14 protein-coding genes and 3 tRNA genes are annotated in these 15,570 nt (G+C 63.5%); 7 read left to right on the forward strand and 10 right to left on the reverse strand.

The genetic code is table 11. The features are described from left to right. Positions 1–8: 8 nt before the first annotated feature. Both otsA and otsB read right to left on the reverse strand, forming a co-directional pair. A complete protein-coding gene (gene otsA, locus LPA37_RS07530; RefSeq protein ID WP_228975511.1) occupies positions 9–1,442 on the reverse strand; it encodes an alpha,alpha-trehalose-phosphate synthase (UDP-forming) in 1,434 nt (477 codons plus the stop codon). A gap of 58 nt (positions 1,443–1,500) precedes the next feature. Next, on the reverse strand, positions 1,501–2,250 hold the full coding sequence (gene otsB / locus LPA37_RS07535; protein ID WP_229012174.1) for a trehalose-phosphatase: 750 nt from the start codon (positions 2,248–2,250) through the stop codon (positions 1,501–1,503). Between the two features lie 437 nt (positions 2,251–2,687). Between otsB and LPA37_RS07540 the strand changes: the two genes are divergently transcribed. From LPA37_RS07540 to LPA37_RS07550, 3 genes are read left to right on the forward strand one after another with little or no spacing between them, the layout of a single operon-like run. Beyond that, the gene (locus tag LPA37_RS07540; protein WP_407672499.1) at positions 2,688–3,299 is read left to right on the forward strand and encodes an SCO family protein; all 612 of its coding nucleotides are present in this window, start codon (positions 2,688–2,690) and stop codon (positions 3,297–3,299) included. A 21-nt stretch (positions 3,300–3,320) separates the two neighbouring features. Next, on the forward strand, positions 3,321–3,782 hold the full coding sequence (locus LPA37_RS07545; protein WP_228975517.1) for a copper chaperone PCu(A)C: 462 nt from the start codon (positions 3,321–3,323) through the stop codon (positions 3,780–3,782). A 9-nt stretch (positions 3,783–3,791) separates the two neighbouring features. Beyond that, positions 3,792–4,676: a cytochrome c oxidase assembly protein gene (locus LPA37_RS07550; protein ID WP_229012175.1), complete on the forward strand. Its 885-nt coding sequence runs from the start codon at positions 3,792–3,794 to the stop codon at positions 4,674–4,676. A 54-nt stretch (positions 4,677–4,730) separates the two neighbouring features. Here the strand turns inward: LPA37_RS07550 and LPA37_RS07555 are convergent, their stop codons facing one another. Beyond that, on the reverse strand, positions 4,731–5,210 hold the full coding sequence (locus LPA37_RS07555; protein ID WP_228975520.1) for a GNAT family N-acetyltransferase: 480 nt from the start codon (positions 5,208–5,210) through the stop codon (positions 4,731–4,733). A 205-nt stretch (positions 5,211–5,415) separates the two neighbouring features. Between LPA37_RS07555 and LPA37_RS07560 the strand changes: the two genes are divergently transcribed. Further along, positions 5,416–6,630, forward strand: a complete 1,215-nt coding sequence (locus LPA37_RS07560; protein WP_229012176.1) for a DUF2252 domain-containing protein — start codon at positions 5,416–5,418, stop codon at positions 6,628–6,630. Between the two features lie 146 nt (positions 6,631–6,776). Here the strand turns inward: LPA37_RS07560 and LPA37_RS07565 are convergent. The 5 genes from LPA37_RS07565 to uvrC all read right to left on the reverse strand — a co-directional run bounded on the left by LPA37_RS07565 (position 6,777) and on the right by uvrC (position 10,146). Beyond that, positions 6,777–6,850, reverse strand: a tRNA-Cys gene (locus LPA37_RS07565). 120 nt (positions 6,851–6,970) lie between these two features. Further along, positions 6,971–7,046: transfer RNA gene (locus LPA37_RS07570), tRNA-Gly, on the reverse strand. A gap of 63 nt (positions 7,047–7,109) precedes the next feature. Further along, positions 7,110–7,185 (reverse strand) — tRNA-Gly (locus tag LPA37_RS07575). A 115-nt stretch (positions 7,186–7,300) separates the two neighbouring features. Continuing rightward, positions 7,301–7,894, reverse strand: coding sequence for a CDP-diacylglycerol--glycerol-3-phosphate 3-phosphatidyltransferase (gene pgsA / locus LPA37_RS07580; RefSeq protein ID WP_228975524.1), 594 nt, complete (start codon positions 7,892–7,894; stop codon positions 7,301–7,303). Between the two features lie 134 nt (positions 7,895–8,028). Beyond that, a complete protein-coding gene (gene uvrC, locus LPA37_RS07585) occupies positions 8,029–10,146 on the reverse strand; it encodes an excinuclease ABC subunit UvrC (protein ID WP_229012177.1) in 2,118 nt (705 codons plus the stop codon). A 110-nt stretch (positions 10,147–10,256) separates the two neighbouring features. Here uvrC and earP point away from each other — a divergent pair, with 110 nt between their 5' ends. The 3 genes from earP (at position 10,257) to LPA37_RS07600 (ending at position 13,968) form a co-directional block, all read left to right on the forward strand. Then, positions 10,257–11,441 (forward strand): elongation factor P maturation arginine rhamnosyltransferase EarP, encoded by a 1,185-nt coding sequence (gene earP / locus LPA37_RS07590; protein WP_229012178.1) that lies wholly within the window; start codon positions 10,257–10,259, stop codon positions 11,439–11,441. Positions 11,442–11,657: 216 nt separating this feature from the next. Beyond that, positions 11,658–12,215 carry an elongation factor P gene (gene efp / locus LPA37_RS07595; protein WP_090529246.1) on the forward strand — a complete coding sequence of 186 codons (558 nt, stop codon included), beginning with the start codon at positions 11,658–11,660 and terminating at the stop codon, positions 12,213–12,215. A 370-nt stretch (positions 12,216–12,585) separates the two neighbouring features. Next, on the forward strand, positions 12,586–13,968 hold the full coding sequence (locus tag LPA37_RS07600) for a sigma-54-dependent transcriptional regulator (protein WP_228975531.1): 1,383 nt from the start codon (positions 12,586–12,588) through the stop codon (positions 13,966–13,968). A 91-nt stretch (positions 13,969–14,059) separates the two neighbouring features. On the opposite strand, the gene nagZ is transcribed toward LPA37_RS07600, so the two are convergent. Together nagZ and acpS are read right to left on the reverse strand one after the other, a co-directional pair. Next, positions 14,060–15,088 carry a beta-N-acetylhexosaminidase gene (gene nagZ, locus LPA37_RS07605; protein WP_229012179.1) on the reverse strand — a complete coding sequence of 343 codons (1,029 nt, stop codon included), beginning with the start codon at positions 15,086–15,088 and terminating at the stop codon, positions 14,060–14,062. Between the two features lie 63 nt (positions 15,089–15,151). Continuing rightward, the gene (gene acpS / locus LPA37_RS07610; RefSeq protein ID WP_228975535.1) at positions 15,152–15,562 is read right to left on the reverse strand and encodes a holo-ACP synthase; all 411 of its coding nucleotides are present in this window, start codon (positions 15,560–15,562) and stop codon (positions 15,152–15,154) included. Positions 15,563–15,570: the final 8 nt, after the last annotated feature.

Below are 15,570 nucleotides of genomic sequence, written 5' to 3' on the forward strand. Positions count from 1 at the left end.
CGCGCGCGTCAATCGGCGAGCGAAACCCCTGCGTGCTTTCGCACGGGCTCCACCGAGCCGGCTGCCTGCAGGTCGCGCATGAAATTGTCGCGCCACACGGAGACGTTGTTCTCACGCAGTTGCGCCATCATCTCCCGGTAGCGCGACTGACGCTCGGCAAGCGGCATCGCAAGCGCGGTGGCCAGCGCTTCGGCCATGCCGTCGATATCGACCGGATTCACGATCAGCGCGCCGTTCAGCTCCTGCGCCGCGCCCGCGAAGCGCGAAAGCACCAGCACGCCTGGATCGTCCGGGTCCTGCGCCGACACATACTCTTTCGCGACGAGGTTCATGCCGTCGCGCAGCGGCGTCACGTAGCCTACGTGCGACGCGCGAAAGAGCGCCGCCAGCACCTGCCGCTCGTATTGCCGGTGGATATAACGGATCGGCGTCCAGTCCAGTTCGGCGAAACGACCATTGATGCGGCCCGATTCGCCTTCCAGCTGCACACGGATGTCCTGATACGCGTGCATGTCGGCGCGCGTCGGCGGCGCGATCTGCACGAACGACACCTTGTTGCGCTGCGCCGGCGACTGTTCCAGCAGACGCTCGAACGCGCGGAAACGCTCGACCAGTCCCTTGGAATAATCAAGCCGGTCGACGCTCATGATCAGCTTGCGCGCGTGCAACGTCGCGCGCATCGTGCGCACCGGTTTACCGCTCTCGCCTGCTCTCGCCAGTTCCGCGATTTCGTCCGGATACACGCCAATCGGATAGGCCGCCGCGTGAAGCGTGCGGCCGAATGCCTGAACCGTCGTCGGACGGCCGTTTGCCGGTGCGTCGGCCGTGCCGTTCGCCTCATGCACGATGTAATCGCAGAACGAACGCAGGTCGGGTTCCGTCTGGAAGCCGAGCAGATCGAACGAACACAGCGACTCGACGAGCTCGCGATGCGGCGGCACCGCGAGCAGCACCTGCGAAGCGGGAAACGGAATGTGCAGGAAAAAGCCGATGCGGTTCTTCACGCCCGCGGCACGCAGCGCCTTCGCGAACGGAATCAGATGATAGTCGTGTACCCAGATGACGTCGTCAGGGCGCAGCAGCGGCACGAGTTGCTGCGCGAGCCACGTATTGACGCGGCAATAGCCTTCGAAATCGTGCCGGTCGTACTGTACGAGATCCGCGCGATAGTGGAACGCCGGCCAGAGCGTTGCATTCGAAAACCCGCGGTAATACTGGTCGTAATCGCGCCGCACGAGGCCGATGGTCGCGAACGTCACCGGTCCGCGCTCCTCGACGCTGATCCGCGGCTGACCGGACGGCAGCACGTCGCCGCTCCAGCCGAACCACATGCCGCCGGTTTCCTTCAGCGCGTCATAGACGCCGACTGCCAGCCCGCCCGCCGCGGGGCCCCCTTCCGAGATCGGCGCGACCCGGTTCGATACGATGATCAGTCGACTCATGAAGCGCAATTCTCACGCTGAAAAAAACAGTCACTGCGACGGAAGTGCCGCATGAACGTCACGCCTTGCCGCCTGCCGCGACAACCGCGGCGAGCCAGTCGATCAGCGCGCCGACCGAGTCGAGCCGCGTTCTGGCGACCGAATCGCCGCCGCCGACCTTGATCGACACGCCGCCGCGCTCGTTGACGACGACGAAGCCTTTCTCGTCGGTCAGGTCGTCGCCGGCGAATACGGGCGTGCGACCGGTGAACGGAGGCTCGTCGAGAAAGGCGCACAACGCGCGACCCTTGTCGACGTCCTTCGGCTTGATTTCATAGACCATCTTGCCGGGCTGGAGCACGTACGCATCCGGATATTCGGCGACGAGGCGACGGGTGGCCTCGCGAGCGACGGGTTCACGCTCGGGCGCATTGCGATAGTGCAGCGCGACCGCGGCGCCCTTGATCTCCAGCAGCATGCCCGGATTCGTGCGGACGACCCCGGCGAGTTCCTGCTCCATGCGCAGCAGCCGGTCGTCGTTAAAACCCGTGCGTTGGGTGTCGCCGTTCGCGTCACGCCGCTCGGCGCCGTGCAGCCCGGCGATCGGCATGTCGGGCATGCCGAGAAACGAATCGATGCTGTCGATGCTGCGCCCCGAAACGATCGCGACCGCGCCGTTCGTGAGACGCTGCAGCACGCCCAGCAGTTCGATGACCCTGGGTTGCACCAGCACGCCGTCGGGCGTCGGCGCCAGCTCGACGAGCGTGCCGTCGAAGTCGAAGAAAAAAGCCGTCTCGCTCGGAGACAGAACAGCCGGGAGTGCTCGCATCGTGTTGTCTTGCCTTTCAGCCGCTTGCAGCCGGAAAAGTGTGCGCATCTTACCGCGCATCCGCCAATTTTTCGAGAAGGTAAGGTTCACGCGCTGGCTGGCCGGACATCGGCGCCCGTCCGTCAAACCGATTTCGTTCAAAAACAGAACAATCCGGTTTCATGCAGCTTTCAGCCACATGTGGCATTTTGCCCTGGTCGCCCCGTGCAAACAGGCGCACGGACGCATTGTCCGACGAATTGCGATAAAGTCGCAGGCACCGCGCGTTGCGCGGAACGCGGCCGTTGTCCTGGAAACTGCAACAGCGCACCTTTCTTCCGCATTGCCTGATCGAGTTATCGAGATCCCATTTGTTCCCTTCCGCCCCATCCAGCCGCCAGACACAGCGCCAGCGTGACCTGTCGCACGAGGCCGCAAACCGGCCGCGCGCGAAGCGCATCGTGTCGCGTGGCCTGCTTGCGCTGCTTGCCACCGCGTTCACCACGCTGGCCGCCGGCGCACTCACGGCCTGCTCGCACGACAGCACGCCGTGGCAGTTGACGAACGTGACCGGCCACCTTCCCGACCTGCAGTTCGCCCTGACCGGGGACGACGGCAAGCCCGTCACCGGCGACACCTTCAAGGGCCGCGCGGCGCTCCTCTATTTTGGTTATACGCACTGCCCGGATGTCTGCCCGGAAACGATGGGCCGGTTGATGCAGGTGATCGACCGGCTCGGCCCGGATGCGCAGCAGGTGCGCATCCTGTTCGTGACCGTCGACCCCGCCCGCGACTCGGCGCAGGCGCTGCACGATTACGTCGGCGCGTTCGATGCGAAGCACGCGTACGGACTGACGGGCAGCGACGCCGAAATCGAAGGGCTCGCAAAGCGCTATCGCGTCGCGTACCAGATGGAAAAGCGCGACCCGAAAGGCAATTACGAAGTCACCCACAGTTCCGCCGTCTACGTGTTCGATGCAGCGGGCCACGCGCGCCTGCTTGCCACCGATCACGATTCGCCCGACGCTATCGCCCACGATCTGCGCCGTATCATTGACGCTCGTTCCTGACCTACGCCAACCATGACGCTCATGCCGACCAAGACCTCCATTTCGACCACACTGGCTGCACTCTTCGCGGCCACCACGCTTCTCGCCGCCACCGCCCACGCGGCCGGCGTGCAAGCCATCACGACGCAAAACGCATGGGTTCGCTGGCTGCCGAACAACCTGCCTGCCGGCGGTTACGTGACGCTCGTGAATGCAAGCGACAAACCCATCGATCTCGTCGATGTTTCGAGCGACGACTACGGCAGCGCGATGCTGCACGAGACAGTCTCGAACGGCTCGACGCAAAAAATGGTGATGGTGGACAAGCTCACCGTACCGGCGCACGGCGAGGCGAAGATCGCGCCCGGCGGCTATCACGTGATGCTCGAGGAACCGAAGCACAAGATCGCGCCGGGCGACACGGTGCATCTGAAACTGACGTTCTCCGATGGCGAGACGCTGAACACGCCGTTCGCCGTCAAGTCGCCCTCACAGACGAAGTAACGCCGCGCGATGAACCTGCTTGTCTGGCTCGAACCCTGGGAGTTTTCGCCGACGGTCGTCGTCGCGGTTGTCTTGACGGCCGTGCTGTTTGCCCGCGGCGTGAGCAAGGCGAAGGTGTCGATCGCGCGACAGCTGTCGTTCTGGTTCGGGCTGATCGCGCTGTACGTCGCGCTGCATACGCGACTCGATTATTTCTTTGAGCATGAATTTTTCATGCATCGCGCGCAGCATCTCGTGCTGCATCATCTCGGGCCGTTCTTCATCGCGCTGTCGTATCCCGGTGCCGCGATCCGCGCGGGCATTCCGTTTTCCTGGCGCCAGCGTTTCGTGCGTCCCGTTCTGCAAACGCGTGCCGTGCGCGCGACGCTCGACGTGGTCATGCATCCGGTCGTCGCGGTTGTGCTGTTCGTCGGACTGATCTATTTCTGGCTGCTCTCGCCGGTGCATTTCGTCGCGATGCTCGACTGGCGGCTTTATCGCGTGATGAACTGGAGCATGGTGATCGACGGCCTGCTGTTCTGGTGGCTCGTCCTCGACTCGCGCGCGGCGCCGCCGGCGCGGCTCTCACCCGGCCGGCGCGTGCTCATCGTGATCGCGGCGATTCCGCCGCAAATCCTGCTTGGCGCGTTCATCTTCTTTTCGTCGCACGAACTGTATCCGGTGTATTCGATCTGCGGACGCGCGTTCACATGGCTGAGCCCGATGCGCGACCAGCAGATCGGCGGCCTGCTGGTGTGGATTCCGGGTTCGATGATGAGCGTGATCGGCGCGCTCATCGCACTGCGTCACTGGATGCGGCTTTCAGGCCGCGGGCGACTGCGCGACGGGCGTAAGGCGCCGGCGAAGGCTGCGAACCCCGCGCATTCGCGCGCCTCGCCCGCCGGCCAGCCTTGACTTGACTTGACGGCCCGATTCGCGACGCGCGCGGCTCAGGTGAGCGCATTCTGCTCAGGCGGAGCGCATCCAGATGTGCGGGATGCCGTCTTCTTCGTGGACGTCTGAAATCGCTTCAAAGCCGAACGCGCCGTAAAACGGCTGCAGATGCGCCTGCGCATGCAGACGGATCGGCGTGGTCGGCCATTGCCTGGCGATATATTCGAGCGCGCATTCGAGCATTCTCGTACCCAGCCCCTGACCGCGAAAATCCGCGGTGGTCAGCACGCGACCGATACGGATATCGGTTTCGCTTTCGTCCGGCAGGAGCACGCGGAGGTAACCGGCTAGCTTCGCGCGCGGCGCGCCCGGACCGTACGCAAGGAGATGCCAGGCCTCGGTGTCGAGGCCGTCGATGTCCCCATACAGGCAATTCTGCTCGACGACGAAGACCGCGCTACGCGCGGCCAGCATGTCGTAGACCTCGGCGGGGGTCAGGTCGTCGAAGGCTTTCCAGCGCCATTCGATCATCGGTTGCGACAAGGTCTGATCCATATCAATCTGTTTCGAGGAGGCGCTTGCGCGCACATCAAAGCCGGATTATGCCGCGCCGCGCGTCTGAAGGCCAATATGGTGTCACCCTGTATGCCGATCGCAGGTCATTTTGAACGGCTGGTGCGTGCGCAAGTCAGTTTTGAACAAACCGGCCTATAACGATGAAGGACAGCACGTTGCCCACCCTGTTGGAGCAGGAGTTGCCATGACCGACGTCATCACTGAAATTGCACGCTTTAACGCCGGGCGCGATCCAGAACGGCTCGCGATGAAGTACGCGAGCATGCGCACATCGGCGTTCGTCTTTCTGCGCGGCACGTGTCACCTGTTCTACGCGCGGATGCCCACGGGCGGCGTACTCGACCATATCCCGCAGACGTGGATCTGCGGCGACATGCATCTGGAAAATTTCGGCAGCTACAAGGCCGACAACCGCCTCATCTATTTCGACATCAACGACTTCGACGAAGCCTGCCTCGCGCCGTGCCTCGCGGAACTCGTGCGTCTGCTCACGAGCGTGCTCACCGCCGCGGACGGCCTGCACGTCAGCCGTGCCGAAGCACTCGCGCTCTGCCACACCGCGATCGACGCATACAGCGCCGCACTGCGCTTTGGCAAGGCACGCTGGATCGAAGAGGAACTGGCGACCGGCATGGTGCGTGAGCTGTTCGACGCGCTGCACGAACGCACGCGCGTCGACCACCTGAACCGGCGCACGGATCTGAAAGGCAAGAAACGGACGTTAAAGGTCGACGGGAAAAAAGCGTTGCCCATCGACGATAAAACGCGCGCCGCCGTAACCGCGTTCATGAAGGCGTTCGCCGCGAGCGAGCCGGACCCGTCGTTCTACAGGATGATCGATATCGCGCGACGCATCGCGGGCACAGGCAGTCTTGGCGTCGATCGATATGTGATGCTCGTGGAAGGCAAAGGATCGCCGGACGGCAACTATCTGCTCGACCTGAAGGAAGCGTTGCCTTCTTCGGTCGCGCCTCATGTGAAGACGAAGCAACCTGCGTGGGACACCGAAGCGCAGCGCGTCGTCGCGATCCAGCAGCGCGCGCAAGCGGTCTCGCAGGCGTTCCTGCACGTGGTCGAATTCAACGGCAAGCCGTATGTATTGCGAAGCCTGCAACCGTCGGAAGATCGAGTGACGCTCGCGAACTGGAACGGCAAGCTGTCGCGGCTCGAATCGGTCGTGAACAACATGGCGGAATTGAGCGCGTGGTCGCAGCTACGCAGCGGCGGTCGCCAGGGCTCCGCCATCGCCGATGAGCTGATTGCATTTGGCAACCGTACCGACTGGCAGATGCCGCTCATCCAGCTCGCGGTGCAATGCGAGGCCCAGGTGGAAGCCGACTGGCACGCGTATTCGGATGCGTATGACCGTGGTGTTTTTGGGGCGAGCGCGAAGCGCTAGCGATCGCGTCGAATTTCGAGCCTGCGTGATGCGCGTGCGGAGTCAGCATGGCACTTCGCGTCGTACTGCTTCGGATTGACCTGCGTCGAAGGAAGATATGCGGAAAAAAGAAAAGCCCCGATTTTTCGGGGCTTTTCTTTCAATGCTGGAGGCGCGAGCCGGAGTCGAACCGGCCTAAACGGCTTTGCAGGCCGCTGCATAACCGCTTTGCTATCGCGCCGTAAGCGGACTGCCGAACCGTGAAAACGTACTGCATTTTAACGATTCGCAGATTTGTGCGATGACCAGATGACCAACCGGCCTTCCAAACAAAAAGGGAAGCGCTGCTTCCCCTTGTGTATGGAGCGGGAGACGAGGCTCGAACTCGCGACCTCAACCTTGGCAAGGTTGCGCTCTACCAACTGAGCTACTCCCGCGTTGTACTTCACTGCTAACAACGCCCTGCCATTTTCACTGCTGCAAAACGCTGCGTCAAAATCTGGAGCGGGAGACGAGGCTCGAACTCGCGACCTCAACCTTGGCAAGGTTGCGCTCTACCAACTGAGCTACTCCCGCGTTGTGCTGCTGCTTTGCTGCCTTCCGCTGCAGAACCGCTTGCACCGGAGAGACGAGATTATGTACAAGGCGCTGAAACGTGTCAACCCCTTTCCAACGAGAGATCGCGCGTGATTTAAACGATCCCGCCCCGCTCACGAATCTGCGGCCATGCCAGCTTCATGTAGTACAGCATCGACCAGATCGTCAGCACAGCGGCGAGATAGATCAGCCAGCAGCCCCACACGCGCGTATCGATCGAAAATCCCGCGACGAGCGGCACCGGCTCCCACAACAGCAACATCGGAATGGCGACCATCTGGCATGCCGTCTTGAACTTGCCGAGCGAATTCACCGCGACGCTTTTCGACGCGCCGATCTGCGCCATCCATTCGCGCAGCGCGGAAATCGCGATCTCGCGGCCGACGATCACGAGCGCGATCGCCGCGTCGAGCCGGGCGAGCTGCACGAGCACGAGGAGCGCGGCGGTCACCATCAGCTTGTCGGCGACCGGGTCGAGAAACGCGCCGAACGCCGACGTCTGGTTCCATTTACGCGCGAGATAGCCGTCGAACCAGTCGGTCAGCGCCGCCAGGATGAAGATCACCGCGGCCGCGAGATTGCGGTGCGGGAGGCTCATCACCGAGTCATTCAGATAGAAGACGCCCACGACGAGCGGGATCAGTACGATCCGCAGCCACGTCAGGAAAATCGGAAAATTAAACGGCATGGGCGGGGGCCACGTCAGACAAGGGAGATGCAATTGTGCCGTGTCGCCGGATATGCCACAAGCAAAGGGACGCGCGGCACGCACGCTTCGGCCCGTGGGCATGGGGTTTCACGGTGCCAATGTCAGCAGCGGAATCAGTGCAGTTGACGGTAAATCTGCTCGGCAAGCGCCTGGGAAATGCCCTCGACGCTCGCCAGATCGTCAACGCTCGCCGCCACCACGCCGCGCAGCCCGCCAAACCGCGCGAGCAGCCGCTGACGGCGTTTCGCGCCCACGCCCTCGAGTTCCTCGAGCCGTGACGTCTGCCGCGTCCTGGCGCGTTTCGCGCGCATCCCGGTGATCGCGAAACGGTGCGCTTCGTCGCGGATCTGCGCGACGAGCATCAGCGCGGCGCTTTCCTTGCCGAGTTCGAGCGGCAGGCGGCCGCCCACGAAGATCAGCGTTTCGAGCCCGACCTTGCGCCCTTCGCCTTTCGCGACGCCCACCAGCATGTCGGTATCGAGCCCGAGCTCCGTGAACACCTGGCGTGCGATCTCGACCTGGCCCTTGCCGCCGTCGATCAGCACGATCGTCGGCAACGTGCCGCCCGCGGCGACGGGTTCGGCGGCATCGGGCGTGACGGCTGGGCCGGCGGTGTCTTCGGGTTGCAGCGTGGCCGCTTCATCGGCGGCATTCTGCGCGGCCTGCGCGACCATCTTCTCGTAGCGCCGCGTCAGGACCTGGCGCATGGCGGCGTAATCGTCGCCGGGCGTGATGCCGGTGATGTTGTAGCGCCGGTACTCGCCCGACTGCATCTTGTGATGGTGATACACGACGCACGATGCCTGTGTGGCCTCGCCCATCGTGTGACTGATGTCGAAGCATTCGATGCGCAGATGCGCGAGATCTTCACATTCAAGACCCAGCGTATCGACGAGCGCCCGCGTGCGCGCCTGTTGCGAGCCCTGCTCCGAAAGCAGCCGCGCAAGCGCGAGCCGCGCATTCTGCACAGCCATCGCGAGCCAGACACGCTTCTGGCCCTGCGGCTGCCGCAGCAGCGTGACCTTGTGGCCCGCCTGTTCGTTCAGGAGATCAATCAGCTCGCGGTTGGCAGGCGCGTGGCTTACGACGAGCACCGGCGGAATCCGGTTGCCCAGGTAGTGCTGCGCGATAAACGCGTCGATCACCTCGCCTTCGATGCCTGGGCCGCGTGGCGTGTCGCCTGCATCCGTATCCGCCGTATCTGTATCGGCATCTATATCCATTTCCGCAGGAAGCGCCTGCGCCATGACAAGCGCATCCGGCACATCCGAAGCATCGGCTTCGACGGAAACAGCCGGCGCGGTCAGCGCGACGTCGGCGCTTTCCACGGCGAGGCCGCCTTCGCCGGCCGTCAGCGCGGCTTCGACATGCGTCGGGAAATACGCCTTGTCGCCGAGATGGCGGCCGCCGCGCACCATCGCGAGATTCACGCACACACGCCCGCCCAGCGCGACGACCGCAAGAATATCGACGTCGCTCTCGCTGCCGGTTTCGATCGCCTGCTGATGCAGCACAGTCGAGAGCGAACTCATCTGGTTGCGCACCGCCGCCGCCTGTTCGAACTTCAGATCGACGGCGAACGCATGCATCTTCTGTTCGAGTTCCTGCATCACTTCTTTCTGCCGGCCGAGCAGGAAGCGCGACGCGTTCGCCACGTCGCGCGCGTAGTCTTCCTCGCTGATCGCGTTGACGCATGGCGCGGTGCAGCGCTGGATCTGATGCAGCAGACAGGGCCGCGTCCGGTTGTTGAACACGGAGTCTTCGCAGGTGCGTAGCTGGAACACACGCTGCAGGATCTGGATGCTTTCGCGCACCGCCCACGCACTCGGGAACGGACCGAAATACTGGTTCTTTTTATCGACGGCGCCGCGGTAATACGCCATGCGCGGAAACCTGTGACCCGTCAGCTTCAGGAACGGATAGGACTTGTCGTCGCGAAACAGGATGTTGTAGCGCGGCGCGAGTGCCTTGATCAGATTGTTCTCGAGCAGCAGCGCTTCGGCTTCCGAACGCGTGACGGTCGTCTCGATGCGCGCGATGCGCGTCACCATCATCGCGATACGCGGCGACAGCAGCGTCTTCGTGAAGTAACTCGACACACGTTTCTTGAGATCGCGCGCCTTGCCGACATACAGCACGGCGCCATGCGCGTCGTAATAACGGTAGACGCCCGGCAGGTGCGGTAACTGGGCCAGTATTTTCTTGGGCTCGAAAGCGTCGGAATCGGTCATGCAGGATCAGGCTGGGCGCCGCGCGCAAGCACGCGGAATCGGGGGCAAGTGCTTTAGAATCGCCAGTTTAGAACATTCCGCGCGCGTCCGAACAACGTCCGCCGGCCGCCATGTCCGCTCCGACTGTCTCCAGTTCCCCTCCGTCCATCGATATCGCGTGCGATATCTTCTGCGCGGTCATCGATAATTTCGGCGACATCGGCGTCTGCTGGCGCCTCGCGCGGCAACTCGCCGGGGAACACGGCTGGCAGGTGCGCGTGTTCGTCGACGACCTCCACGCGTTCCAGAAACTTTGCCCTTCGCTCGTCGTCGAGCGCACGCGCCAGTCCATCGAAGGCATCGTGATCGAGCATTGGCACACGCCATCGCATGCCGGCGATACGCTCGAAATCGCGGATGTCGTCATCGAGGCGTTCGGTTGCGAGCTGCCGTCCGCGTATGTCGCGGCGATGGCCGGACGTGAGCGCACACCGGTCTGGCTGAACCTCGAATACCTGAGCGCGGAAGACTGGGTCGCCGATTTCCATCTGCGCCCGTCGCCGCATCCGCGCCATGCGCTCAGGAAGACGTTCTTTTTCCCCGGGTTAGGCCCGGGAACCGGCGGCGTCCTGAAAGAGCGCGGGCTCGACGCGGCCCGCATCGCCTTCGAATCCTCCGACGCCGCGCGCGCCGCATGGTGGCAGCAGGCAGCGGGCGTACGGCCCCCCGCACCGGAGGCGACGGTCATTTCGCTGTTCGCCTACGAAAACCCGGCCGCCGACAGCCTCCTCGAACAATGGCGCGATAACCCGGGCGAAATCGTCCTGCTCGTGCCGGAAGGCCGTATTTCAGGCGCGGTCGCGCGCTTTTTCGGGCTGCCGTCGTTCGCGGCGGGCACGCATGCGCGGCGCGGGCACCTCACCGCCCACGCGCTCGCCTTCACCGACCAGCGCGGATACGACGCGTTGCTGTGGGCGAGCGACGTCAACTTCGTGCGCGGCGAAGATTCGTTCGTGCGCGCGCAATGGGCGGCAAAACCGTTCATCTGGCACATTTATCCGCAGGCCGATGACGCCCATCTGCCGAAGCTCGACGCCGCCCTCGCCCACTATGCCGGCCCGCTGCCGGACACGTCCCGCGAAGCGCTCGCCCGCTTCTGGCACGCGTGGAACGGCGTGGGCACGCCGGACTGGGCGAAATTCCAGCGCCACCAGGCAGCCTTCGAAGCCCGCGCCGCCGGATGGGGGCGCGAACTTGCGGGCGTCGGCGATCTCGCTGGAAATCTGGCCGGATTTGCAAAAAGTCAGTTAAAATAAGCGGTTATCCAACGGCCGACGACTCAAGCGCGGCCCGATTGCAGCGACGCGCGAGACCTGAAACCGGCGCTTTTTGCTGGATCGGCGCCATTCGTATGCGCCTGAATGGGTAACCCCGGGATAACCGCCGGGGTAAGCACCGGGCACCGGACGCGTTTGCGTCGTATGCCGTTGAGCACAAAAGTTGAAGCTACTTATTTCGTACAGGACAGTTTTATGAAGATCGCACAGGAACTCCGCACCGGTAACGTCGTGATGATCGGCGCAGACGCGATGGTCGTGCAGAAGGCCGAATACAACAAATCGGGCCGCAACTCCGCCGTCGTGAAGATGAAGTTCAAGAACCTGCTGACGGGCGCAGGCATGGAATCGGTCTACAAGGCCGACGACAAGTTCGACGTCGTGCTGCTCGAACGCAAGGAAGTGACGTACTCGTACTTCGCCGACCCGATGTACGTGTTCATGGACGCCGACTACAACCAGTTCGAAGTCGAAGCCGAAATGATGGGTGATGCGCTGCACTACCTCGAAGACGGCATGGCTTGCGAAGTCGTGTTCTACAACGAAAAGGCCATCTCGGTCGAACTGCCGACCACGCTGGTCCGCGAAATTCTGTACACGGAACCGGCTGTCAAGGGCGACACGTCGTCGGGCAAGGTTCTGAAGACAGCAAAGCTGAACACCGGCTTCGAACTGCAAGTGCCGTTGTTCTGCAGCATCGGCGACAAGATCGAAATCGATACGCGTACGCACGAGTACCGTAGCCGCGCCTGATTGAGCGCCGGATCTGCCCCGCCGTTTCTTCGAAGCGGCGAATCGCGAAAAGCGCCCCTCGGGGCGCTTTTTCTTTTTTGCACGACCGTGTATGGTTTAAGCAAACTTTACCGGCCCGACGTGAAAATTTTCCGGTGTCGATACAACCGATATCTGTCCGGGGCAGACAAAACGTTGATAAATATGAATATTTCTCTTTGGCACGCTCTCTGCTTATCAAAGAAGTCACTCCCGACTGCACGGCGCAATCAGAGCCGGTGAAGTTTGCCTGATCCAAAGCAGTTGCCATCGCACCTGTCGACACGCGCGTGATGTCTGAGCGAAGCGCGTGCCGGCAGGGATTTCCGATCAATTGAAAAGTGCGTCCGCCATGCCACACGCCCTGATTGTCGAAGACGATCCCAATAGCCTGTCCGGGCTGTCCGCCATCCTGGCCGCCGACGGTTTCTCCGTCGACACCGCCACGACGCTCGCTGAAGCGCGCGCCGCGCTGGCGCGCTTTATCCCCGACGTCGTTCTCGTCGACCTGAACCTGCCGGACGGCAGCGGGCTCGACCTGCTCCAGCATCTGCCCGCGCAACCGCCCGGCGGCGCCCTGCCCGTCATCGTCATGACCGGCAACGCAACCGTCGAAAGTGCGATCGAGGGCTTGCGGCACGGCATCTGGGACTACCTGTTGAAGCCGGTCAACATTCCGCGTCTGCGCAGCCTGCTCGCGCGCATCCCCCGTCCTTACGAGCTGACCGAAGAGGTTCAGACGCTGCGCGCGGCGCTGCGTCTCATGGGCCGGTTCGGGCCGATGGTCGGCCGCAGCAGCGCGATCCAGCATGTCTACGACACGATCGAGCACATCGCGCCAACAGAAGCCGCCGTCCTGATCTCGGGCGAATCCGGCGCGGGCAAGGAAGTGGCCGCGCGCACGCTGCACGAGATGAGCCGGCGTCGCAAAGGTCCGTTTGTCGTGTTCGACTGCCAGACGGCCGCCGCGACGGCGGGCGACCGGCCGCTCGACAGCCAGCTCTTCGGGCACGAGCGCGGCGCGTTCAGCGGCGCGGATCAACGTGAACCGGGCCTCTTCGAGCAGGCCAGCGGCGGTACGCTGTTTATCGACGAAATTTCCGGGTTGCCGCAGCCGCAGCAGGAAGCGCTGCTGCGCGCACTCGATTCGCAGACGTTCATGCGCGTGGGCGGCACGAATCAGCTCGTGACCGATTTCCGCCTGATCGCGTCGACCCGCAAGGTGCCGCGCGCGGCGGTCGCCGAAGGCTCGCTGAACGAAGACCTGTGGCTGCGTCTGGATGCCGCCGCGCTCAGCCTGCCGCCGCTGCGCGAACGCGGCGACGATGCCGCACTCTTCGCCGAGGCGCTCGTCGACCAGCTCAATCACGAGGCCCATGCTCGCGGCCTCACGGGGACGACGAAGCTGATTGCGCCAAACTTCATCCGCGAATGTCTCGCGTATGACTGGCCGGGCAACGTCCGCGAATTGCAGGATCGCGTGAAGCGCGCGTACATCGCATCGGGCGACGTGCTCGAGTCATTGCACGCCGACGAAGCCGGCACATCCGGCACACGCGAACTCAACGGCAGTCGCGTGCAGGTGACCGTCGGCACACCGCTCGCGGACGTCGAGGAAATGCTGATCCGCGCGACGCTCGATGCAGTGGGCGGTACACGACATCGAGCGGCATCGCTGCTCGGTATCAGTCCGAAAACGCTCTACAACAAGCTGCAGCGGATGCGTCTGAATTAGGACTGTGGTCCCGCAACGGTGAACGACAAAACGCCCGCGTCAGCTCACAACTGGTGAACTGACGCGGGCGTTTTTACGCGCGAACTTCGCCTCAGGGGAACGTGTTACGTAGCAGCGTCTTTGCCTGCTGATATTCCGGCTCGGCCATCAGCCTGCTCCATTTGAGCGCCTTGCCACGCGGGCGCATGGCCTTCAGTCGCTGACGCGATTCCTTCGACGGCGTGAAGCGCAGCGCATCCAGCACCTTTTCGGCTTCTTCGGGCTGGTTGCAGATGAGGACCATGTCGCAGCCCGCCTGCAACGCAGCCGTGGCGGCCTCGGTCAACGTGCCGCCCTGACGCGCGGCTTCCATCGAGAGATCGTCGCTGAAAATCGCACCCTGGAAGCGCAGACGCTCGCGCAGGATGTCCTGCAGCCACACACGCGAAAAGCCGGCTGGCTTCGCGTCGACCTGCGTATAGATCACGTGCGCCGGCAACACCGACGCCAGCGACATTCCGAGCCAGTCGTAAGGCGCGACATCGTCCGCGAGAATCGCTTCGAGCGGACGATCGTCGGTCGGCATCGCGACGTGCGAGTCGGCCCCGGCATAACCGTGCCCCGGGAAGTGCTTGCCGCAGTTCGCCATGCCGGCCAGCGCAAGCCCGTGATTCAGGCTTTTCGCGAGCATCGTGACGACGCGCGGATCGCCATGAAACGCGCGGTCGCCGATCACCTGCGACTGGCCGTAGTTCAGATCGAGCACCGGCGTGAAGCTCATGTCGATGCCGCACGCGCGCAACTCCGACGCGAGCACGTAGCCGACTGCCGTCGTGACCTTCGTCGCGTGGAGCACGTCCCTGTCCCAAAGCGCGCCGAGCCTGCCCATCGCGGGCAGCACCGTGAAGCCGTCGGTGCGAAAGCGCTGCACGCGGCCGCCTTCGTGATCGACGGCGATCAGCAGGTCGTCGCGCACCGCGCGGATCGCATCGGTGAGCGCATGCAGTTGCGCGCGGCCCTCGAAGTGCCGCGCGAACAGGATCACACCGCCGGTCATCGGGTGCGCGAGACGGCGCACATCGTCAGCGGTCAGCTGTTTGCCGACCACATCGAGCATCACGGGTCCAGGAGCATATTTCATCTGATTTGTGGCAACAGGTATGAAGCGCGGCCTGACGCCGCGCTGGATGGATTCGGGTGAAGTTCAGGAAGCAGCAGGACCGGCGACTTCGGCGATCACGAACGACACGGCATAGTCGCGTTCGTCGCTGATCGTCACGCGCGCCGTGATGCCGCGCGCGTCGAGCCACTCGGCCAGTTCGCCCGAGGCGACGACCATCGGCTTGCCGCTCGGCTCGTTGAGCGTCTGCAGCGCGCGCCAGGTCATCGGCCAGCGCATGCCGAGACCGATCGCTTTCGAAAACGCTTCTTTCGCCGAAAAGCGCGTCGCGAGGAACGCAAGACCGCGTGCCGCCGATCGCGCATGGCGGGCGTGATAGATGCGCAGTTCGTCCGCGCCGAGCACTTTCCCGGCAAAGCGGCCGTTGGTGCGCTCCATGACCGCCGCCACGCGGCTTACCTGAACGATGTCGGTGCCAATGCCGTAGATCGTCATGCCGTGGT

Source organism: Paraburkholderia gardini (assembly GCF_907164545.1).
In the GTDB taxonomy this organism is placed as follows: Bacteria; Pseudomonadota; Gammaproteobacteria; order Burkholderiales; family Burkholderiaceae; genus Paraburkholderia; species Paraburkholderia gardini.